Origin of the sequence: Polaribacter sejongensis (genome assembly GCF_038024065.1) — a bacterium.
Taxonomy (GTDB): Bacteria; Bacteroidota; Bacteroidia; order Flavobacteriales; family Flavobacteriaceae; genus Polaribacter; species Polaribacter sejongensis.
Genome location: NZ_CP150667.1, coordinates 3,733,107 through 3,754,339 on the forward strand (window position 1 = coordinate 3,733,107; position 21,233 = coordinate 3,754,339).

A 21,233-nucleotide genomic window follows, 5' to 3' on the forward strand; every position below is an offset into this window, starting at 1 on the left:
TATAAATTCCATTATTTTGCGAGAAAGCGATGTTTGAGTTTATTAATAATATAAAAACAAATATTATTTTAAGTATTATATCAGGCGATAACGAAGTTAGCGTTTTATTGGTTTAGAAACAAACCAAATAATTTATAAAATGTATCTTTGATACTTTAATTTTTTTCAATCTTTTAATAAAGAAAAATGAATATAGAAAACGCACAGAAACAAGTAGACGATTGGATTAAAGCTCATGGAGTTCGTTATTTTAACGAATTAACAAACATGGCACAACTTACTGAAGAAGTAGGGGAAGTTGCACGTATCATTGCAAGACGTTATGGAGAGCAAAGTGAAAAAGAATCTGATAAAAATAAAGATTTAGGAGAAGAATTAGCAGATGTAATGTTCGTAGTTTTATGTTTGGCCAACCAAACAGGAATCAATTTACAAGACGCTTTTGAAAAGAAATTAGATATTAAAACAAAACGTGATCACGATCGTCATCACAATAATCAAAAATTAAAATAATGACATTTTTAGAAAAAATAAAACAACCGCTGTTTTGGAGTAATTTTGCTAGAGTAGCTATTCCTTTCTTTGTAATTGTAACGGTAGTTTCTTTGTTAATGGCTAGTTTTAGCGATTTATTCTCTGCTGACTTTGCGAAAGTTATAGAAACCAATTTTGCAGATGGAAAATGGAAAAACTTCTTTGGATTTAAAGTTGTTTTTAGTGCGGCTTATGGTTTGTATATGACCAATAAAAAAATGGTATAAAAAAAAGAAATCCCCAAGTTGAAACCTTGGGGATTTTAATAAAGTTGTTATTTCTGCTTTTGTTTATAGTAGGATATAACAGAATTTTAAAATACCTATTTTTTATAAACCTTAATTCCGGCTTTTATTTCTAAATCTAAATGATTTTTTCTAGGTGTTAAGGGACAAGAATATTTGTCGTTATAGGCACAGTAAGGGTTGTAAGTATTGTTAAAGTTTAATATTACCGTGTTTTCTGCCGTAATATCTGTGGTCATTACATCCATATAACGTCCGCCGCCATAAGATGCTTCTCCAGAAGTGTCATCCGTAAATGGTAAAAATAAATAGTCTTTATATTTTTCGTCATCTAAATCATCTTGACTTTGGTAAATGGTTAATTCCTGATTTTTTCCTTGCAAAGTAAAATGCAACTTCCCGTATTCTTTGTACAAAGGCTTTCTATCTGTGGTGGTTGCCATCTCAAATGTTGGTGCATTTTCTGTTCTAACTAATTTTGAAGTTACAATAAAAGTAGAATCGATTTCAAAAAAATCTAAACCTTTAAATTGTCTTAAGTCTTTCTTTTTTAAAGGTGATATGGATGCGTCTTTAAAACTAGCATTTAGTTCTTGTTGATAAACTGTTTTACCCATTAAAGGTCTTTTTGCATTTGAATTACAAGACATCCATAGAAAAGTGACAGAAAGTAGAATTACTATTTTTTTCATTACAATTTATTTACAAATCAAAAATACAACATTCAAATAATTTATGTAGCTTTGGCGCTATAATAAACAAATAATGAAAAGAGTCTTAACATTTTATATTGCCAAGTTATCGTGGGAGAACTACAGTAATCGGTATATTTATATGTTTTGATGTGTTCAATATAATATCAAACAATTATAAAAGTCCGACTTCACCGTCGGACTTTTTTGCTTTATATACATCAACTAAACCAAAATGAAAAAACTTTATAACAATTACATAAACACTTTTAGAGGGCTCTCTACAGAAGTTTGGTGGCTAGCATTAATCACTTTTATCAACAGATCTGGTACAATGGTTATACCTTTTTTATCATTATATCTTACAAAAAGTCTTCATTTTTCATTGTCAGATGTTGGTTGGATCATGTCTTTCTTTGGTTTAGGTTCTGTTGTTGGTACTTGGATTGGAGGAAAATTAACCGACATAATTGGCTATTACAAAGTAATGTTGGTAAGTTTATTTGGTACAGGAATTCTATTTGTTTTTCTGCAATTTGCAAGCACTTTTAACGAATTCTGCTTTGGTATTTTTATGGTTATGTTAGTTGCAGATGCTTTTAGACCCGCAATGTTTGTAGCATTAAGCGCATACAGTAAGCCAGAAAATAAAACACGTTCTGTAACTTTAATTCGTTTGGCTATTAACTTAGGTTTTTCTGCAGGTCCTGCAATTGGAGGTTTAATAATTACTGGAATTGGATATGCAGGCTTATTTTGGATGGATGGAATTACCTGTGTCTCGGCAGCCTTTTTATTACTGAAAGTATTGCACCCTAAGAAAGCAAAAGTACAAGATGAAGTAAAAGTAGAAAACCCAATTTCTGTATATAAAGACAAAGCTTTTTGGGTCTTTTTCATAGCCATGTTTATTTTTGGATTTGTATTTATGCAATATTTTTCTACAATTCCTTTGTATTATAGTGATAAGCGTTTTTTATCAGAATTTGAAATAGGACTATTAATGGGTTTAAGTGGTTTGTTTATTTTTCTGTTAGAAATGCCTTTGATAAAATGGTTAGAAGATTTAAAGAAATCTAAAGTTAAATTAATTGCTTTAGGTCTTTTTCTGGTCGGTTTTAGTTTTATCATTTTAAACTTAACAGGTTGGGTGGGTGTTTTAATTATCGGAATTTTATTAATGTCTGTAGGAGAAATGATTGCTTTTCCGTTTTCGAATGCTTTTGCTATAGATAGAGCAGAAAAAGGAAATAAAGGAGAATACATGGCTTTGTATAGTATTGCGTTCTCTTTATCACATATTTTTAGTCACAATGTTGGTATGCAATTGGTGGCCAAATTTGGTTTTGAAACCACTTGGATGCTAGTTACAGCTTTTGCCTTTGTTGGTGTTTTAATTCTATTTTATCTCTTAAGAGTTTTAAGGAAAGAGTTGATATAAAAAAATCCATCAAGTTTTCTTGATGGATTTTTTAAAATTAAATGTTTACTATTTTATTTCAACACAGAAAATTCAATACTGGAATCCGTAAAAACGGTATGTGTTTGTGTTTTAAAATCTTTTTCATCCGCTTTGTAAATATTGTCTACATAGGTTTGCGGATTTAAATCGATTAAAGGAAACCAGGTACTTTGCACTTGAATTTGTACTTTATGCCCTTTTTTAAACGTGTGAAAAACATCTTGTAATTTTATATTTACATCCGTTTTTTTATTTGGGATAAAAGGTTCTGGATGCTCAAAACTATTTCTGAATCTACCTCTTAGAACTTCACTTCTAACCATTAAATGATAATTGCTCATTTTTAAATGATTTTGTAGTTTTTCGTTGTTTTCTTCTGCATCCGCAGGATGAACGTCTACCACTTTTACAATCCAATCTGCAGCAGAACCTGTAGTTGCTACTTTTAGTTTTGCTAAAATATCTCCCGCTAAAGTAAAATCTTCCGTTAATATATCTGTTTCAAAAACCAAAACATCAGGTCTTCTTGCTGCAAAACGTTGGTCGTCTGTCATGTATTTACGAGGTGTAAAAACCGTTTTAATATCTTCAGAATACGGAACAGGACGTTTAATATCGCTAATGAAATTGATTTCACGAGTTAATTTTCCATCATGTTTTTTTGCTAAACCTTGGTTTCTATTTAAAAACCAATTTTCTTTCACCACATTTTTAGGAGGCCAAGCATCATAAGATTTCCATTCTTTTTTACCAGTATCAAAAACATAGGCTTCTGGTAATCCAGAGTTTTTATCACCTTTTCCTTTTAAGAAGTGATTAAAGAACTTTGTTTCTACATCAGACTGATATTTTAAAGAAATAGAATCTCCAAAATAATAATTACCAACATAATTTTCTACAGTATTTCTAGCCCATTTTCCGTGATCCCAAGGACCAAAAACTAAGGTATTGTAATTGTCTTTTCCGTGTTTTTCTATGCCTTTATAGGTTTCTAAAGGTCCGTATAAATCTTCTGCGTCAAACTCTCCTGCAACAACCATTGTTGCAACGGTAGAAGGTACTTTGTCTAAATGCTGAATAATCCCTTTACTTTGCCAGATAGAATCGTAATTAGGATGTTCTACAATCTCTTTCCAGAAAAAATCATCTATTCTATTTTTATCTTTTTCGGTATTTGCTACATCTAATTTATCATACTGAAAATATTCATTCAAGTTTTTTAAAGGACCTTTGTCTAAGAAAAATTGGTATTGATCTTGAGAATCCATTTTAGGAAACGAATACCAAGCCGAATCTGTTGGAGCATCTTTATAAGTTCCAAATAAAGAAATGGCTCTAAAATAACTTAATAAAAAAGCACCATTATGATGAAAATCATCAAAGAAAAAATCTCCAATTGAAGCCTGTGGAGAAGCTGCTTTTAATGCCGGATGAGCATCTATAGTAGAAACGGTTGCGTAATGCCCAGGGTATGAAATTCCCCAAGTACCAACATTTCCGTTGTTGTTTTCTACGTTTTTCACCAACCAATCAATGGTGTCATAAGTATCAGAAACTTCATCAGATTGTTTCGCTGTTTTATTCGGAATATACGCACGCATATTATCATAGACGCCTTCGCTCATCCATCGACCACGAACATCTTGATATACCACAATATTCAATTCTTTCATTAAATGAACATTCGGACTAATTTTTGCCTTCATTTTTCCTTCTCCATAAGGAGCAGAACTATAAGGCGTTCTTTGCATTAAAATAGGATATTCTTTGCTCGTATCTTTTGGGGAATAAATAGTTGTATGCAATTTTGTGCCATCTCGCATAACAATATCTACTTCCTTTTTGGTGTAATTATCTGCTACAAAAGTGTCTTTTTTTTGTTCTTTTTCTATTGTAGAATTACAAGAACTTAGTAAAAAAAGACTGAAAAATGTTAAGAGTAAAAGTTTCTTCATATAAAGGTAAATTAGTTTTTGCTAAAACTACAAAACAAAAAAGAGTTGGTAAAAATTCTTTTGTTAAAATGAAAATTGTTTTTTTTTAGAAGCTATTTCCTGCTTTACACTATATCTTTTTATGTTGAATTTAGTTCAGCATTTACTCTTTTTTATCAAATAGCATTTCTATAAACCTAATGACAATGAAACGATTTTAGCATAAAAAGGATGCCGTTTCAATCAGGGCTATGAGTTTTTGCCTATTTTTAAACTTTACTAAAAGCCAAAAGATGAAAAAAGTATTTTTGTTATTGTCAGTAATTTTAATAATAAGTTGTCAACCTAAAGAAGTAGAAAAGAACACTGAAAACGTAAAAGAAATTCAACCTAAAAAAGTATTTCCAAAATTAGAAAAAGGCAGATATAATGTTGCTTTTTTAATTATGGACGGAACTTTTAATACAGAACTAACAGCACCTTTTGATATTTTTCAGCATACTATTTTTAGAGAAAATATTAAGGCAATGAATGTGTTTACCGTTGCAAATACAGACAACCCGATTACTACTTTCGAAGGAATGAGAATTTTACCCGATTTTAATTACTTAAAAGACTCGTTGCCAAAAATTGATATTTTAGTAGTTCCTTCTGCAGAACATCATTTAGATTCCGATTTAGAAGATACGGCAATGATAGACTTTGTAAAACGAGTAGATAAGGATGCAACTTATATGACTTCTCATTGCGATGGTGCTTTTATTTTAGCAAAAGCAGGATTATTAAATGGTAAAGTCTCAACAACCTTTCCGAGTGATATTGATAAAATGCGAGCAACCTTTCCTGATTTAGATATTAGAAAAGAAGTTTTATTTGTACACGACGGAAAATACATTACTTCTGCCGGTGGCGCAAAATCTTTTGAAGCTGCTTTGTATCTATGTGAATTTTTATACGGAAAAGAAGTGGCAAAATCTTTAGCTGGTGGTTTGGTTATTGATTGGAATGTAGATAATGTTCCGCATTTAATTGTGGAGTAATTCATTTGTCTCTTATAAGAAAGTATATTTTTTTATACAATTGTCATTTCTCCTTTCGTCGAAATGACAAGTTTGCGAGTTTTTGTGTTTTTCTAAAAAAAAATAGATTTTATTCTTAGTTTTTCTATTTGTCGACAAACAAGTCTAGCCCTGATTGAAGCATTTGTTTGAGCTCTTTTTTATTCTTTATCTGAATAAAAAAAGCGAGTGCGTAAAGCAGGAAATAGCTTCAAATACTATTCTAAGAGAGATTTGAAAAATAAGTGTTTATTCAATAAAATTTCTTGTATTTTTGCAAACTATGCAAGAACCAAAAAAACATCAATTAACCGACTGGTTACCAACAACAAACAAGGAAGTGAAAATTCGTGGTTGGGAAGAGTTAGACGTTATTTTATTTAGCGGAGACGCTTATGTAGATCATCCATCGTTTGGGCCTGCAGTAATTGGGCGTATTTTAGAGAGTTATGGATTGCGAGTGGCTATTGTGCCGCAACCAAGTGTAAACGATAATTTACAGGATTTTGAGAAATTAGGGAAGCCTCGTTTATTTTTTGGAGTTACTGGTGGTTGTATGGATCCGATGGTTTCTAATTACACCGCAAGTAAACGAAGTAGGGATAAAGATGCGTATACGCCAAATGGAGATAAAGGTTTTAGACCCGATTATGCAACATCTGTATATTCTAAAATATTAAAAGATAAGTTTCCGGATGTGCCAGTTTTAATTGGAGGAATTGAAGCTTCTTTAAGACGTGTAACTCATTATGATTACTGGTCGGATAAGTTATTGCCTGGTATTTTAGAGACTTCTAAAGCAGATATGTTGGTGTACGGAATGGGAGAGCAGCCTTTGCGAGAAATTGTAGAATTATTGCAAAAAGGAGTTCCGTTTTCTAGTTTAAAAAATATTAAACAAACAGCTATTTACGTTAATGAGCAGGTTGAAAAATTACCCGTTGTAAATGATTGGGAAGATGTTACAATTAATTCTCATGAGGCTTGTTTAAAGGATAAAAAGACATTTGCTTCTAACTTTAAAGTGATAGAGCAAGAATCTAATAAGTTAAAAGCACGTAGAGTTTTACAAAAAGTAGGAGAAAATACGTTGGTGATTAATCCGCCTTACCCAACAATGACAGAAAAGGAAATTGATGGTTCTTTCGATTTGCCTTTTACACGTTTACCACATCCAAAATATAACAAACGTGGGCCAATACCTGCGTTTGAAATGATAAAATTTTCTATCAACATTCACAGAGGATGTTTTGGTGGTTGTAGTTTTTGTACAATTTCTGCGCATCAAGGAAAGTTTATTGCAAGTAGAAGTCAGGAGTCTGTTTTAAGAGAAATTGATAAAGTGGCAAATATGCCGGACTTTAAAGGGTATTTATCTGATATTGGTGGACCTTCTGCTAATATGTATCAGATGAAAGGAAAGGTACAGTCTATTTGCGACAAATGTGTTGCGCCTAGTTGTATATCGCCTGTGATTTGTTCTAATTTAGATACGTCTCACAAACCTTTAACAGAATTATATCAAGCAGTTGATAAGCATCCAAAGATTAAAAAATCTTTTATTGGAAGTGGAATTAGGCATGATATGTTGGTGCCTGAATTTAATAAAAATGCAGATCCAAAGGAGTTAGATGCATATACTGAAGAGGTAATGACAAAGCACGTTTCTGGTCGATTAAAAGTTGCGCCAGAACATACTTCTGATCCTGTTTTAAAATTGATGCGTAAGCCGTCTTTTAAATATTTTCATATGTTTAAAGAGCGTTTCGATAAGATAAATATTAAGAAGAAATTGAATCTTCAGTTGATTCCTTATTTTATTTCTAGTCACCCAGCAAGTGAGGTGGAAGATATGGCAAATTTAGCTGCAGAAACCAAGGATATGGGCTTTCAGTTAGAACAGGTGCAAGGTTTTACACCAACACCAATGACGGTTGCAACGGTAATTTATTATTCAGGATATCATCCGTATACTTTAAAACCAACGAAAACTCCGAAATCTAAAAAAGAGCGTGAAGATCAACATAAATTTTTCTTTTGGTACAAGAAAGAGAATAAAGATTGGATTAAAAACACGTTAAATAAAGTAGGAAGACAAGATTTATTACAAAAATTATTACCAGAAAATAATTCTTGGAAAAAGAATAAAAATGCAAAAGAAGTAAAAAATACTTTTGATGATGCAGTTCCTGTTCCTTTTAATAAGCGAAAGAAAAAAGTAAGTAGAGCTCCAAAAAGAAGGAGGTAATATTTATAAAATTATATAGCAAAAAAAGGTCTGGTTTATTATAAACCAGACCTTTTTTACGAATAAGAAATTTTTAAATAATCAGTTATGATTTTTTAAAATTCTTTTCTGCTTTTGTAACGTTCTTTTTTAGCTTTTTTATTTTATCTAACCATTTTTGGTCGTCATTAGGAGATAAGTCGCCTTTCTTTTTAAGCTTATTGTATTTTTTAATACCACTCTCTAGTTTGTCGTTTGCTTTGCTTAATTTTTTCTGAGCTTTTATTTTACTCTTTAACGCCTTTTCAGCTTTTTTTAGTTTCTTTTGGGTTGCTTTTTTTTCTTTCTCTGCTTTTTTTGCAGCTTCTATTCTGTCTTCATTTATTTTATGAATAGCAAAAATTTCATTTACTTTTTCAGGTTTTAAGGTTTTTGTTACATCTACTTTTGCTAAATAAATTGATTTCCTTTTAACAGTATATGTTGTGTCTTTATAGACTACTTCTTGTGCGTAAGAAGTTGCTGCTAAAAAAAGAAATATTAAAACTAATAGGGATTGTATTTTTTTCATGATTGTATTTTATGTCTGTTACTTATTAGACACGTAAAATTATAAAAAGTAACATAGAATATAAAGATAATGTAAATGTTTATAATGGGTTTTCTGATTTTAATGAAAATTAGTTCAAGAAAGTTACCTTTTAAAATAAATGCAGTATTTTTACTGTTCAAATAGAGTGAATTACAAAAAATAGTTATAATTGATGAAAAAGAAAGTATTTGTATCAGGTTGTTTTGATATGCTACATAGTGGGCATATTGCATTTTTTAAGGAAGCTTCTACATATGGAGATTTATATGTAGGTATTGGTTCCGATGCTACTGTGTCTGAATTAAAAGGGCGTCATACTATAAATTCTGAACAAGAAAGAATTTATATGATTAATGCAATTAAATATGTAAAAAATGCTTTTGTGAACTCTGGTTCTGGAATGCTAGATTTTAAAGAAGATCTAGAAGCATTAAAACCAGATTACTTTATTGTAAATGAAGATGGTTTTTCGCCTGCAAAAGAAGAATTGTGTGACGAATTAAATATTGAGTTAAAAAACTTGAAAAGAATTCCGGATGCAGGTTTACCAGAAAGATCTACCACTTCTTTAAGAACCGGAGGTAATTGTAGTTTGCCTTACAGAATAGATCTTGGAGGTACATGGATCGATCAACCTTATGTATCTAAATTTCACCCAGGTTGGGCAATTACACTTTCTTTAGAACCAATTATTGAGTATAATGAACGTTGCGGAATGTCTACTTCTACTAGAAATGCTGCAAAAAAAATATGGCCTCATTATTTACCGTTAGAAAAACCACAAAAATTAGCAGAAATACTTTTTAAGTTTGAAAATACACCAGGTTCTACCATGGTTTCTGGAGCTCAAGATGCAATAGGTATTTGTATGCCAGGTCTTGTTAGACATTATTATAATGATGGTTATTGGCCAACTGAATTTGAATCTGTACATGATGAATCTATTTTAGGTTGGTTAGAAGATCATATTCAGATGGTATTATTATGGCCTAGAGAACAAGGTTTAGACTTATTAGGTGAAACCTATATTACGGAAGATAATGTAAAGTCTTTAGCAAATGCTTCTGAGGAAGTTTGGGATGCGATTCAAAATAAAGATTTAGAAAAGTTTTCTGCAGCATTTTTAAAGTCATTTGATGCACAAGTAAAAATGTTCCCAGCAATGGTAAATGATAGAATTCTTAAAGAAATAGAAAAATATAAAGAAAAGTCACTTGCTTGGAAACTAGCAGGAGCTGGAGGAGCAGGATATTTAATTTTAGTTTCTGACAAACCTATTGAAGGTGCAATGAAAATTAAAGTAAGAAGAAAAGAAGCTTTATAGTTTTTATACGAAATACAATTAAAGTTTTTTATCCTTTTTTTAAAGGATGAAAAACTTTTTTTTTGCTTTAAAATAACTGAATTAGAAACTCAATTGTTCTTTAAATAAGTAAGATTGTCTTCTAGAAATTTCTATTTCTTCGCCAGAATTCATTTCTATTTTTAACTTTCCGTTAAACCAAGAAACCACTTTTTTAACATGGTTAATGTTGATAATCTGTTGTCTGTTAGCTCTAAAAAACACTTCTGTTGGTAGTTTTTCTTCTACTTGTGCTAATGATTTGTAAATTAATGGTTTTTTCCCATCAAAGTAAACCCGCGTGTAATTGCCTACAATTTCAAATAGCGAAATATCCTTTAATTTTACCAACCAACAATTTTCTCCGTCTTTAATAAAAATTTGTTTCTCTAAACTTAAAGCATTCTCATTTTTAGTAATAGTAGTTGTTTCATTTTTACTAATACTTTCAATTACTTTCTCAATACTTTTAGAAAATCGTTTTTGATTAATTGGTTTTAATAGGTAGTCAAAAGCATTGTATTCAAAAGATTTAATTGCATATTCATCAAACGCAGTGGTAAAAATTGTAATAGGTACGTCATCTAACATTTCTAAGAGTTCAAAACCATCTTTTTCTGGCATATTGATGTCTAAAAAAAGGAGATCGGGCTTTGTGTTATTAATCAATTTAAAAGCATCATCTACATTTTCAGCTTCTCCTATTATTTCTATTTCCTTGTGTACCTTAATAAGTTCTTTTAACTCATTACGAGCTAGACGAGAATCTTCTACAATAACTGCTTTTAACTTTATCATATTAGTGGAATTTTAATAGAGGCAATTACGTGATTTTCTATTTCTACTAATCTAAAATTAGCAGTTTCTCCATAGAGTAGTTTTAACCTCTTTTTAATATTTTTTATTCCTAATTGAGTACCTTTTTTAGTATTTTGTAATGTACCTGAATTTATAACTTCGATTTGCAAATGATTACTTTCTATAGCGGTCGATAGGGTTATTTTACCTCCTTGTTTTAAATTAGAAATTCCGTGTTTCAATGCATTCTCAATTAACATTTGAATGATCATTGGTGGAATTTGTTTGCTTAAAGAATTTTTATCAATATGAGTTTCGAAGTGCAAACGATCTTCAAATTGAATTTTAGAAATCTCTATGTAATTTTCTACCATTTCTAATTCATCTTCTAAAGAAATTGAATTTAGAGCACTTTTTGTAAGAGAATACCTTAAGGTTTCAGACAAACTAGTAAGCATATTTCTTGCTTTATCAACATCTTCTAGCATCAGCCCACGTATATTATTTAAGCTGTTAAACATAAAATGTGGATTGATTTGTCCTTTTAAAGTGTTTAATTGAGATTCTTTTAGGGTAGCCTTTAATTCTAGCTGTTTTATTTGAACCGTTTTTAATTGATGGTAAATTTTAATGGTTAAAAAAACAAAAAGCCAGATTACAAATAAAGTTGAAAAATAAAAAACATTGTATATTTTACCTACAAAAGTCATTATCTGAGCAGATTCATACTTGGTGTACTCTTGAACAAAATCTAACATAGGCCAGATAAATAAGGAGTATAATGCTTGTACAATTGTAAAAATTAGAAGAATTTTCCAAGTAATAGGCTTCCAGTCGCTGTTAAAATTAATTTTTTTATCAACATAAAAAGAGATTAAAAATGTTAGCGTAAAAGCAAGCAGTGCACATGTAATAGTTTCTAGCCAATAATATAATATCTGTTCAGGAGCTAATATAGTGCCTGAAAGAAATAGTTTTGGTCCAGCCAATGTTGCTGTAAATAAAAGGACCCACCCAATGAGATTGAATAGTATATAAAATCTTTTTAAAGATAAATTCATGTATTAAGTATTCTAATTGTCTAACTTACAAATTAAATCTAATTTTAATTTTTTTATCAATTATTGAATGAATTTATCACAAGAATACTTGAAAAACAAATTCAATTGTTTTTTCAACTATTTCTATTACTGCTTTTACAATTACAATCATAATTTATTGTTTTTAGAATGGTTTGGTAAATGTAAGTGAGTAAACTACTTTTTAATTTGATAATATGATAAGCGGTAATTTGAATGTGAGCAACGGAAATTTCATCTAATCAATAAAATAAAGGGTAATAAATCTTGCAATGAATATGTTAGTGGTTTGATAGTCGGTTGTTTAAGTATGTTGTCTTGTTTTAAGGTTAAAAATTATTCTCCTTTTTTCTTTCGATGTTTGCCTCTCGGGCCATCACCTTTATAAAGTACAATTTCTGAATGTAATAATTTTGCAGCCTCTGCGGAATCTTTTACTTTGGAAGCACTGCGAGCTATCATTTCAGCTTCAAATTTAGTGAGCACACTTTTTCGTAGTCCAATTTCTCTCCATTTAGATAACGGTTTACATCCCTTAGTTATGCCACGGGCAAGCGATAAAGCATCTAACAAAGCTTGGTTTGCTCCTTGTCCTTTAAACGGACTCATTGGGTGAGCTGCATCTCCAATTAGTGTTACTTTAGATCCTTTTTCTAATAATTCGGGTTTTAGTAATTCTCGGTCATAAACAGGATAACCTGATATTTGAGCTTCATTGGTCGCAGTAACAATTTGTGGAATAGGACTGTGCCATTGCGTTCTTTTACAGGCTTCTTCTTTAAGATATTTAGCTCCTTTACTATTAAGTTCTTTTGCTTTTTTTTCTGATAAAGGAAAACTAAGTTGCCACATGATGGTATCCGAATCAAAAGGCATCATATAGATGCGTTCATTACCATTAGCAGTTTGAAAAACGGTAGCGGAATCTAATAATGGGCTTACAATTCCTTCTAGATTCTTTAGAGGGCAAATACCTAAAATAACGATACAGTTTAAGTAGCGTAAAGGAGAAACATGATTGCCAATTAACTGTTTTCTTATAGTACTTCTAATTCCGTCTGCACCAACAATTAGATCTGCTTTTTCTGTTCTAACTTTGTCGTTTAGTTTAAAGCTGAGGTCAATACTTTCATCTTCAGACTCTTTGTAATTTAATAATTGATGTCCCCACTTTATGCTATCAGTATTGCCCAACTGCTCTAGCAAAGCCAAACGTAAAGATTGTCTTGCAATGTGAATATTTGTCCGTTTTGGCGATGTTTTTGTTTCTGATCTTCCCCATTTTCTAACTCCCCATTCGCCAATTATTTCTCCTTCGGTTGTGTGAACTACGTGTCTGGTAGATGTAATTCCGTCCTTTAGATTTACAATACCTAAACCAGCCATGGCTTTACTTGCTTGTTGAAGGGTAAGTCCGTAACCTTGAGACCGAGTATTAAAACTAACATCTCGTTCATAAAGTGTAAAAGGAATTCCGCGATGCAAACAGGCAATAGCGAGTGCAACTCCACCAATTCCACCACCAATAATGGCAACATGTGGGTAGTTTTCTTTGTCTATAGTCGGTAAGGTATTAGATTCAATAAGTCCAGTTCCTTTACATTTAACACAGGTGTCTAGTTGTCCTTTATGTAGAATTGGAGCAGGCGTTTTTCCATTAGACTTTTCAAATTGTTCTAATGTTTTTTTGTAATGGATTCGTGTTTTTTTAGGAAGACTTTTCCTTTTTTTTCCCGTGCCTTTACAGTTTATACAAACTCCCCAATAAACCTCCTTATCTTTCACTTTAGTTATTTTTATCAGTTTATAGATTTTTCTAAAGACTATTTCTAATTATCTCTGAGGCAGATTTATTTTATATAATTTTTTAAATAGAAACGAAGTTATTTCTTTACAGCAATCATCATATGCGGACTAAAAGGTAATAAATACTCATCATTTTGGGTGAGGTTTTGCAATGCTTTTAATGTTTTCGATTTTTTCTTATCTAACATATTTGCAAAATATTCATTGTCTAACCAAATCATTCCTTCTACGGCAAACAGGTTTATAAAGTTGAGGTTTTGCTCTAGAAACTCCGCTTTTAATCCTGCTGGTTTGTGGTAAAAAGCATCTGCTAATAGAAAAGGAAAATCTTTAGGCGCATCATGAATTCCTGTAGTAAGTTCTTCCTTGCACATATTAAAGAAAGAGTTTGCATGAATCATTCCATTCATTAAACCAACAACGGTAGAGGCAGTTGCGTTAATAGCAAAACCTAAAATAATTCCGCCTTTTTTTAATACTCTTTTAGCTTCAAGAATGGCCGCAACTCTATCTTCTCTTTTTTGTAAATGATATAAAGGTCCGTGTAAAATTACCAAATCGGCAACATTGTCTTCAAAAGGTAAATTTTTAGCTTCACCTATAGCAACAGAAAAAGGGTTTTTTAGTTTTTTGGCTCTTTTTTCAGCCAATTTTATATGTTTTAAAACAGGTTCTATTAAATGAACAGTATGATTATTTTTTGCCAACCATTCAGAATATTTACCGGTTCCACCACCAACATCAATAATTCTAGATTTTGGGTTGGAAATATGTAATTGTATGAGATCTTTAATACGTTCAAATTCAAAAATTCCCATTCCTTTTTCTAGTCTGGTTTCTTCTGAAGCTTTGTTGTAAAAATTGTCTAATTCTTTACTGATAAGAGTTTTATTTTTCACCTTAAATGTTTAAAAGATAAAAGTAAATAATTATAAACATTAAATTGTCATTCCGAAGAAAGAATGAGGCAAAATCTATTTAAAGAATAGATTTATCAATCGTTTCTCATTATAAATTGAGAAACGATTGTAAATAAATACATTTTATACTATTCTTCCTTGCAACGATAAAATTATTCTTTTAAATGCTTGTTAAAAAAATCGATGGTTCTTTTCCAAGATAAATCAGCTGCAGCCTCATCATATCTAGGTGTTGTATTGTTATGAAACCCATGGTTTACCTCAGAGTAAAAATGTGCTTCGTGTTCAATATTATTTTCTTTTAAAGTTTTTTCAAAAGCAGGCCAACCATCATTAACCCTTTTGTCTAAACCTGCATATTGCAATAGTAAAGGAGCCTTAATTTTTTTAGCATCTTCTGTTTCTGGTTGTCTTCCGTAATATGGAACGGCAGCTGCTAATTCAGGTATTCTTACTGCCATCATATTAGAAATCCAACCACCAAAGCAGAAACCAACGACTGCTACTTTTCCGTTACATTCTTTGTGAGATTTTAGGTAGTTGTAGCCAGCAATAAAGTCTTCTAGCATTTCACCTTGGTCTCTCTTTTTTTGCATATCTCTACCATCATCATCATTACCAGGATATCCTCCCATTGGAGAAAGTGCATCTGGCGCTAAGGTTATAAAATCTTCTAAGGCAGCTCTTCTGCCAACATCTTTTATATACGGGTTTAATCCTCGGTTTTCGTGGACAACTATAATTCCGGGTAGTTTACCTTTTGGATCTTTAGGAATGGAGAGTAAACCTGTCATTTTTTTTCCTCCTTTAGGAGAGGCGTAATTTATGGTTTCAGATTTTAATCGAGGATCGTTAGGTTCTACCAAAATAGAATCTACATAATTAGGAGAAATAAAGCTCAATAAAGCAGGCAATGTAATTGCACCAACAGCATATAAGGATAGTTTTTTTAGAAATTGCTTTCTGTCTATTTTGTTATGTGCATAGTCGTCATATAAGTCAAATACTTCTTGACTAATGTCTTCTTTTTTAAGTGCTGCCATAGTTGGGGTATTTTAATTTTTGTTATAATTTTAACTAAGATAAATAATAAGATGATGTTTATGGTTAATTTATTTACAAACTTTACAATCTTCTTTTTCCTTAATTTCTCCAACCAAATTACCATCATCATTTAAAACAAAACCGCAACAATCCATAAAGCCCTCTGCAATTAATTTTCGAGCACGTTGTATTTGAGATTTTGTAGTTGGTAAAGACTGTTTTAATTGATCTGCAACCTCTTGCTGTTTCATCCCTTTTATATCCGAAAGAAATAATGGGTCTCTGTACTTTTTTGGTAAATGATTTAAAATGCCTATTAAACAGTCTTGTTCTGTATGTTCTTCTTTTAAAATACTAGTTTCAGCTTCAAAATTGGCAATTTCAAAAGTTTTATTGTTAGTTCTCCAGTAATCTAAAATAGAATTTCTAGCAACGGTAAAACACCAAGGTTTTAGCTTTTTAATATCTTTTAAGGTATGTAGTTTTGTATGGATTTTAATAAAAGTATCCTGCAAAATATCATCTGCAATAGTGGTGTCTTTTACTTTGCTGATAATAAATCGTTTTAAATCTTCAGAATATAAAGTCCAAACTTGTTTTGTTTTCATACAGTATTTTTTATTCTAAAATGACATTCCGAATTAAAGAATCAAAATTTTTATCAAAACTTAATTCGGAATGGCAGTTATTTAACAATTACAATTGTTACAAGTACAGTTTGTACAAGTACAATTTTTACAATCTCCGGTTTTACAACCTTCACAATTACAGTTACAGTTTGTATTTTTCATGATATTCTATTTTAATGTTCACCTAATAGACGGAGTATCATTTAAAAAGATGCATTAATTTAAGAAATATTTTTTTAATTCTTTTCTAATAGGATTCTTTTTTACTGGAGATATGTTGGTACCGCCTGTATTGCCTATAGGAACCCAAATTAATGTAAACAAAATAGATGCAAAAATTCTTAAGACTTGCCCAATAATTTCTTTACTGTTTTTTGTTTTACAACCCAATATCAACATGTAATAATGACTTAAAGTATGTCTGTACAAGTTATTTTGTCCTAAGATATGTGCGTTTTCTAAATGATAAAAAGCCGTTTTATACTGCTTTTTGGCTAGTGCTACTTTTACGATATTTAATTGGTTCTTGAATTCTGATTTCAATTTTTGATTGCTCATATTTTTTCTAATAGACAAAGCGCTATCTATAAAGATGCAGAAAATCTAAAAAAAATATTGTTATCAATTACCATTTTGCTCCAATAAAATGTTTGGTTTAACAAAAATAAAAGTATTTTTTTTATTAGAGTATTGATGATTGCTTATTTTAGCTTATTCAAACATTTTCTATTTTAGTTTTTATGATTTTAAAAAAGAAAAGATTATGGCAATTAAGTTTTGCGATGTCTTTATTACTATTGTTTTTAGCTTGTTCCAAACAAGATGTTATTCGCCCGAATATAAAAAATAAACTAGCTAGCTTAGATAGTATTACGCAAACACAAACAGAAGATTTTTTTTTAGAATTAGATAGTTTATTACAAAACAGTAAAGATTTAACATCCTTAGAACGTGCAATGTTGCTGTTTAAAAAAGGAGAATTTTTATATATAAACTTTAAATATCAAGAAGCATTTAATACGCATTTAAAGTGTTACAAATTATTTGTTGAATTAAACGATATTTATAACCAAGGGCGTAGTTTGATAACATTAAGTGGAGCTTCACTACATATGGGAGATGTAGAAACATCGCAAATATATGCGCTTAAAGCATTGCATTTGGCAAAGTTAATAGAGGATAAAAGAATAGAGGGTAAAGCTTATAATCAACTATTTAATCTTCATTATAAATTAAAAGATTATAGCAAAGCATTGTCTTACATAAATGTAACAGACAGCTTATTTTCTAAGGGTATTGATACTGCTTCTATTATCTCTATAAAGAATAACAAAGCAAGTGTTTATTTACAATTAAAGGAATATAACAAAGCTTTAAATAGTTATGCTGAAGCGATGTCTTTAAGTCAATCTAAAAAAAGCCCTAAAATATTAGCGAGTATTCTAAATAATATTGGCTTTACTTATATAGAAGCTAATAAATATGAAAATGCAGAGAAGTTTTTAAGAGGTGCTGCTACTTTAAATAACAATATAAAAGCTGTAAATGCTGCGCCTTATAAAGGCTTGGGGAATTTGTTTTTATTAAGATCTAAGAATGATTCTGCACAGGTTAATTATTACAAAGCATTAGATATTTATGTTGCTAATAAAAATGTTAAAGAAGAAATAGAGGTAAGGGATAAATTGGTTGCAATATCTATTCTGACAGGAGATTATGCTAAGGCTTTAGATAACCAAATAATTAGAGATAGCTTGCAGTTGAATGTGAGTGCTTTAGAAAAAGATAGACTATTAAATTTTGCAAATGTTAATTATGAAGTTAAACAAAAAGAAACTGAAATAAATCATCAAAAAGAAATAAATACCAGAAATCAGTGGCTTTTAATAAGTACTATTTTGTTGTTTATATTTCTTGCGATTGCAACGGCTTTTTATGTGTATAATACCAAGTTAAGAGCAGCTAATAAAGCATCAAAGTTAGAGCAAAGTTTGTTGCGTGTACAAATGAATCCACATTTTATATTCAATACATTGGCTGCTATTCAGAATATAACTTTAGAAGGAAATGCTATAAAATCTTCTAATTATATTGCTAAGTTTTCTAAGTTGATTAGGCAAAACTTCGATTATGTTAGAAAAGAATCAATCTCTTTAGATAAAGAAATTGCCATGATTTCTAATTATATAGAAACACAACAATTACGCTTTAATAATGTTTTTTCGTATACTATAGAAATCGATCAATTGATGGATGTTTCTAAGATACAAGTGCCGCCAATGTTGTTACAACCTTTTTTAGAAAATGCTATAGAGTACGGTTTAAAAGAGAAAAAAGAGGATGGTAAATTATTGCTTCAAATAGAAAAAAAAGGAGATGAGTTGTTATTTGTTATTTTAGATAATGGAGTAGGGAGATCTGCAAAAGCAAAAGAAGAAGAAGTAACGGAAGACCTACATGCAACAACTATTTTTAAGGAGCGTTTAAAAATGAGGAAAAAGGGAGAAGAGAAATCGTTTATACTTCAAGATTTATTTGATAAAAACAATAATCCTTCAGGAACAAAAGTATTTTTTAAATTAAAACTTTAATGATAAAAGCAGTTATAATAGAAGACGAATTTAATGCATTAAATACATTAGATAAATTGATTACCTATACTCAAAAAGACATTGAGGTTGTGGCTAAAATTGATAATGTTACAGATGCTATTTCATTTTTAAAAGAAGAAACTCCAGATTTAGTTTTCTTAGATATAGAGTTGATTGGTGGTAATGCTTTTCAGATTTTGGAAGCTTTAGATAGTATTGCTTTTAAAATAATTTTTACGACTGCTTATGATGAGTTTGCTATAAAAGCAATAAAGTTTGATACGATAGATTATTTGCTTAAACCGATCGATTCAGAAGAACTATCAGAGTGTATAGACCGGTTTAGGGTTGGTTTTAAAAAAGAACAAGTTTATAAAAATGCATTAAATCAAGTTTCTGAAATTAATAAAAAGGAAATTGATAAAACCTTATTGATAAAAACCGCAGATGCACAATATTTTCTTCAAACAAAAGACATTGTTCGTTGTCAGTCTGATGGTGCGTATACCATTTTTCATACTGTTGATAAAAAAATAATGAGTGCTCGTAATCTAAAATATTACGAGAATATTTTAAGTGAACACACCTTTGTGCGCATACATCAATCACATTTAGTAAATATAAAATACATAAAAACCATTAACGCCAATAACACTGTTTACTTAACAAACGGTGAAAAAATACCTGTTGCTACACGTAAAAAATCGTACTTAAAACAGATTTTAGATACGTTATAAAAGCAATTATAAAACGAAGAACGACAAATGTAAAACGGTTTTAAAAACATCCTAATCAAATCTTAGTTTTGAGGTATATAAACAAATAACCTTTAAATTAAAATATCATGGGATTAAAAGAAAACAGATTTACAAAAACATTTCAAGAAGAACAATTTCCAGAATTAAAAGCACAAATAAATGAAGCTGCAGGTTTTGATGTTACTCTAAATATTGAGTGGAGCACTTTATTTGAAGATCGTTTTTTACATCTTTATTCAGATTCATACCCAAAAATATATTTCTTACCAATTATAGAAGCTTTTAAATCTATTGCTAGTGACGATATGGGAAAAGAAGCATTAGCAGAAAGCTTAAAAGAAATACACATATTAAATACCAAAGATCATCACAATCCTGCTAATGGATTCACATTTTCAGATGGAGTTTTAACGATAGATCATAGTCCTATTTCAAATGCACCAGACGTAAATAGTAGAATTAAAGTGCTTGTTAACTTATTGGAAAATAATTTATAAGAAGCATTTTATATTTAGTGTAATTGGTAAAAGATATTGGTATGCATAAAATCATTTTATATAGTGTTTTAATCGGAATTTTATTCTTGTTTGTTGGTTGTGGAGTTTCTAATACGAATGCAAAAAAAGGGTTTGTAGCGTATTTAAAAGAGCACCATAATAACAAGTATGAAATTCTAACTTTTGAAAGAAATTTTAATGCTGCCAATATGGATCCTAATTTATACTGGGTAGAATTAGCGCTTAAAGAAAACCTTAAAGTTGTTATAAATTTTGAATGGGATGCTAAAGATAAAGCGCTTTGTGTTTCTTCTCATGATACTGAAGATAGGAGTATTAAGGCGTTAACAGAGTATCAAAAACAAGAAATTGTATTGAGAGAAGAACTGTACGAAGTGTTAGATGAAGATGTTTTAAGTGTTGATGTAAATGTCTTTAATCATTCCATTAGTATTAGTTTAAAATCTGAACCTACATTTAATAAGTTTCATTATTTTTCAAATAAAATTGGTAACGTTTTAGATAAATATCCAAATACCTGGACAAGAGAAGCTCATGTAGATTTTAAAATAGAAAGAGAAGAAAAGGGTTTTTATGAATTGATAGTAAAACCCACTGCGTATAATGATAGCACAGAATTATATAGATATAAGCAAAATGCTATTGTTGCAAATAATTATGGATCTGTAAAGGCAGAAAATATAGATTACATAATAAGAAAAGAATTTTCTAAGCCAAATTCTCCTGTTTTTTTAAGCAATATTTGGGTCAATCAAAAAGATTTAAATTCATTTTATATCGCTTTTGAAAAACATGAACCAAGAAAAAGACTAGAAAAAGATCAGTCTTTAACCGAAGTAGTAGGGATGTATTTAGTTGAAATGAATTATCCGAATTTAAATAAGAAAAATTTAACCTACTACGATTACAAAACTACAGATAAAGATGATATTTTTCTTTATTTATTTACACAGTTGCCACAAGATTACCAATATCTCATAGCAGATTTATAACACTATTTTTTA

20 protein-coding genes are annotated in these 21,233 nt (G+C 30.2%); 10 read left to right on the plus strand and 10 right to left on the minus strand.

All coding sequences use genetic code 11. The annotated features are described in order from the left end of the window. The first annotated feature begins 186 nt into the window (after nt 1–186). Both WHD08_RS15305 and WHD08_RS15310 read left to right on the plus strand, forming a co-directional pair. On the plus strand, nt 187–513 hold the full coding sequence (locus WHD08_RS15305) for a nucleotide pyrophosphohydrolase (protein WP_165732271.1): 327 nt from the start codon (nt 187–189) through the stop codon (nt 511–513). After that, complete coding sequence (locus WHD08_RS15310) at nt 513–761, plus strand: hypothetical protein (RefSeq protein WP_165732273.1); 249 nt, start codon at nt 513–515, stop codon at nt 759–761. Before WHD08_RS15305 ends, WHD08_RS15310 begins: the two co-directional genes overlap by 1 nt. A 95-nt stretch (nt 762–856) precedes the next feature. Here the strand turns inward: WHD08_RS15310 and WHD08_RS15315 are convergent, their stop codons facing one another. Then, entirely contained in the window at nt 857–1,471 is a 615-nt protein-coding gene (locus WHD08_RS15315; protein ID WP_208890211.1) for a DUF1684 domain-containing protein, read from the minus strand. Nucleotides 1,472–1,706: 235 nt separating this feature from the next. On the opposite strand from WHD08_RS15315, the gene WHD08_RS15320 reads away from it, so the two are divergent. Beyond that, on the plus strand, nt 1,707–2,912 hold the full coding sequence (locus WHD08_RS15320; RefSeq protein ID WP_208890210.1) for an MFS transporter: 1,206 nt from the start codon (nt 1,707–1,709) through the stop codon (nt 2,910–2,912). A gap of 53 nt (nt 2,913–2,965) precedes the next feature. Here WHD08_RS15320 and WHD08_RS15325 read toward each other — a convergent pair whose 3' ends face one another. Next, nucleotides 2,966–4,888 carry a CocE/NonD family hydrolase gene (locus WHD08_RS15325; RefSeq protein WP_208890209.1) on the minus strand — a complete coding sequence of 641 codons (1,923 nt, stop codon included), beginning with the start codon at nt 4,886–4,888 and terminating at the stop codon, nt 2,966–2,968. Between the two features lie 272 nt (nt 4,889–5,160). Here WHD08_RS15325 and WHD08_RS15330 point away from each other — a divergent pair, with 272 nt between their 5' ends. Together WHD08_RS15330 and WHD08_RS15335 are read left to right on the plus strand one after the other, a co-directional pair. Next, nucleotides 5,161–5,907 carry a DJ-1/PfpI family protein gene (locus WHD08_RS15330; protein ID WP_208890208.1) on the plus strand — a complete coding sequence of 249 codons (747 nt, stop codon included), beginning with the start codon at nt 5,161–5,163 and terminating at the stop codon, nt 5,905–5,907. Between the two features lie 301 nt (nt 5,908–6,208). Continuing rightward, entirely contained in the window at nt 6,209–8,173 is a 1,965-nt protein-coding gene (locus WHD08_RS15335; protein WP_208890207.1) for a YgiQ family radical SAM protein, read from the plus strand. An 85-nt stretch (nt 8,174–8,258) separates the two neighbouring features. Here the strand turns inward: WHD08_RS15335 and WHD08_RS15340 are convergent, their stop codons facing one another. Next, on the minus strand, nt 8,259–8,723 hold the full coding sequence (locus WHD08_RS15340; RefSeq protein ID WP_165732285.1) for a glycine--tRNA ligase subunit alpha: 465 nt from the start codon (nt 8,721–8,723) through the stop codon (nt 8,259–8,261). Nucleotides 8,724–8,916: 193 nt separating this feature from the next. Between WHD08_RS15340 and WHD08_RS15345 the strand changes: the two genes are divergently transcribed. Then, on the plus strand, nt 8,917–10,068 hold the full coding sequence (locus WHD08_RS15345) for an adenylyltransferase/cytidyltransferase family protein (protein ID WP_208890206.1): 1,152 nt from the start codon (nt 8,917–8,919) through the stop codon (nt 10,066–10,068). An 81-nt stretch (nt 10,069–10,149) separates the two neighbouring features. Here the strand turns inward: WHD08_RS15345 and WHD08_RS15350 are convergent, their stop codons facing one another. The 7 genes from WHD08_RS15350 to WHD08_RS15380 all read right to left on the minus strand — a co-directional run bounded on the left by WHD08_RS15350 (nt 10,150) and on the right by WHD08_RS15380 (nt 16,920). Continuing rightward, the gene (locus tag WHD08_RS15350; protein ID WP_165732290.1) at nt 10,150–10,884 is read right to left on the minus strand and encodes a LytR/AlgR family response regulator transcription factor; all 735 of its coding nucleotides are present in this window, start codon (nt 10,882–10,884) and stop codon (nt 10,150–10,152) included. Then, entirely contained in the window at nt 10,881–11,945 is a 1,065-nt protein-coding gene (locus tag WHD08_RS15355) for a sensor histidine kinase (RefSeq protein ID WP_208890204.1), read from the minus strand. The genes WHD08_RS15350 and WHD08_RS15355 overlap by 4 nt, the downstream gene beginning before the upstream one ends. 354 nt (nt 11,946–12,299) lie before the next feature. Beyond that, nucleotides 12,300–13,757: an FAD-dependent oxidoreductase gene (locus tag WHD08_RS15360; RefSeq protein WP_208891161.1), complete on the minus strand. Its 1,458-nt coding sequence runs from the start codon at nt 13,755–13,757 to the stop codon at nt 12,300–12,302. Between the two features lie 89 nt (nt 13,758–13,846). Further along, on the minus strand, nt 13,847–14,668 hold the full coding sequence (locus tag WHD08_RS15365; protein WP_165732294.1) for a class I SAM-dependent methyltransferase: 822 nt from the start codon (nt 14,666–14,668) through the stop codon (nt 13,847–13,849). Nucleotides 14,669–14,841: 173 nt separating this feature from the next. Then, nucleotides 14,842–15,732 (minus strand): dienelactone hydrolase family protein, encoded by an 891-nt coding sequence (locus tag WHD08_RS15370; RefSeq protein ID WP_208890202.1) that lies wholly within the window; start codon nt 15,730–15,732, stop codon nt 14,842–14,844. Between the two features lie 69 nt (nt 15,733–15,801). Further along, a complete protein-coding gene (locus WHD08_RS15375) occupies nt 15,802–16,341 on the minus strand; it encodes a sigma-70 family RNA polymerase sigma factor (protein WP_208890200.1) in 540 nt (179 codons plus the stop codon). A 237-nt stretch (nt 16,342–16,578) separates the two neighbouring features. Next, entirely contained in the window at nt 16,579–16,920 is a 342-nt protein-coding gene (locus tag WHD08_RS15380; protein ID WP_208890198.1) for a DUF3703 domain-containing protein, read from the minus strand. A gap of 182 nt (nt 16,921–17,102) precedes the next feature. Here WHD08_RS15380 and WHD08_RS15385 point away from each other — a divergent pair, with 182 nt between their 5' ends. The 4 genes from WHD08_RS15385 to WHD08_RS15400 all read left to right on the plus strand — a co-directional run bounded on the left by WHD08_RS15385 (nt 17,103) and on the right by WHD08_RS15400 (nt 21,221). Beyond that, on the plus strand, nt 17,103–18,953 hold the full coding sequence (locus tag WHD08_RS15385) for a tetratricopeptide repeat-containing sensor histidine kinase (protein WP_165732302.1): 1,851 nt from the start codon (nt 17,103–17,105) through the stop codon (nt 18,951–18,953). After that, nucleotides 18,953–19,690: a LytR/AlgR family response regulator transcription factor gene (locus WHD08_RS15390; RefSeq protein WP_208890196.1), complete on the plus strand. Its 738-nt coding sequence runs from the start codon at nt 18,953–18,955 to the stop codon at nt 19,688–19,690. The genes WHD08_RS15385 and WHD08_RS15390 overlap by 1 nt, the downstream gene beginning before the upstream one ends. A gap of 107 nt (nt 19,691–19,797) precedes the next feature. Beyond that, on the plus strand, nt 19,798–20,208 hold the full coding sequence (locus WHD08_RS15395) for a hypothetical protein (RefSeq protein ID WP_165732306.1): 411 nt from the start codon (nt 19,798–19,800) through the stop codon (nt 20,206–20,208). A 41-nt stretch (nt 20,209–20,249) separates the two neighbouring features. Next, the gene (locus WHD08_RS15400; protein WP_208890195.1) at nt 20,250–21,221 is read left to right on the plus strand and encodes a hypothetical protein; all 972 of its coding nucleotides are present in this window, start codon (nt 20,250–20,252) and stop codon (nt 21,219–21,221) included. Nucleotides 21,222–21,233 lie beyond the last annotated feature (12 nt).

What these genes read in the sequence shown, in the direction of transcription:
- WHD08_RS15305 (WP_165732271.1), top strand. Translation starts at nt 187, where the DNA reads ATGAATATAGAAAACGCACAGAAACAAGTAGACGATTGGATTAAAGCT.
- WHD08_RS15310 (WP_165732273.1), top strand. Translation starts at nt 513, where the DNA reads ATGACATTTTTAGAAAAAATAAAACAACCGCTGTTTTGGAGTAATTTT.
- WHD08_RS15315 (WP_208890211.1), bottom strand. Translation starts at nt 1,471, where the DNA reads ATGAAAAAAATAGTAATTCTACTTTCTGTCACTTTTCTATGGATGTCT.
- WHD08_RS15320 (WP_208890210.1), top strand. Translation starts at nt 1,707, where the DNA reads ATGAAAAAACTTTATAACAATTACATAAACACTTTTAGAGGGCTCTCT.
- WHD08_RS15325 (WP_208890209.1), bottom strand. Translation starts at nt 4,888, where the DNA reads ATGAAGAAACTTTTACTCTTAACATTTTTCAGTCTTTTTTTACTAAGT.
- WHD08_RS15330 (WP_208890208.1), top strand. Translation starts at nt 5,161, where the DNA reads ATGAAAAAAGTATTTTTGTTATTGTCAGTAATTTTAATAATAAGTTGT.
- WHD08_RS15335 (WP_208890207.1), top strand. Translation starts at nt 6,209, where the DNA reads ATGCAAGAACCAAAAAAACATCAATTAACCGACTGGTTACCAACAACA.
- WHD08_RS15340 (WP_165732285.1), bottom strand. Translation starts at nt 8,723, where the DNA reads ATGAAAAAAATACAATCCCTATTAGTTTTAATATTTCTTTTTTTAGCA.
- WHD08_RS15345 (WP_208890206.1), top strand. Translation starts at nt 8,917, where the DNA reads ATGAAAAAGAAAGTATTTGTATCAGGTTGTTTTGATATGCTACATAGT.
- WHD08_RS15350 (WP_165732290.1), bottom strand. Translation starts at nt 10,884, where the DNA reads ATGATAAAGTTAAAAGCAGTTATTGTAGAAGATTCTCGTCTAGCTCGT.
- WHD08_RS15355 (WP_208890204.1), bottom strand. Translation starts at nt 11,945, where the DNA reads ATGAATTTATCTTTAAAAAGATTTTATATACTATTCAATCTCATTGGG.
- WHD08_RS15370 (WP_208890202.1), bottom strand. Translation starts at nt 15,732, where the DNA reads ATGGCAGCACTTAAAAAAGAAGACATTAGTCAAGAAGTATTTGACTTA.
- WHD08_RS15375 (WP_208890200.1), bottom strand. Translation starts at nt 16,341, where the DNA reads ATGAAAACAAAACAAGTTTGGACTTTATATTCTGAAGATTTAAAACGA.
- WHD08_RS15380 (WP_208890198.1), bottom strand. Translation starts at nt 16,920, where the DNA reads ATGAGCAATCAAAAATTGAAATCAGAATTCAAGAACCAATTAAATATC.
- WHD08_RS15385 (WP_165732302.1), top strand. Translation starts at nt 17,103, where the DNA reads ATGATTTTAAAAAAGAAAAGATTATGGCAATTAAGTTTTGCGATGTCT.
- WHD08_RS15390 (WP_208890196.1), top strand. Translation starts at nt 18,953, where the DNA reads ATGATAAAAGCAGTTATAATAGAAGACGAATTTAATGCATTAAATACA.
- WHD08_RS15395 (WP_165732306.1), top strand. Translation starts at nt 19,798, where the DNA reads ATGGGATTAAAAGAAAACAGATTTACAAAAACATTTCAAGAAGAACAA.
- WHD08_RS15400 (WP_208890195.1), top strand. Translation starts at nt 20,250, where the DNA reads ATGCATAAAATCATTTTATATAGTGTTTTAATCGGAATTTTATTCTTG.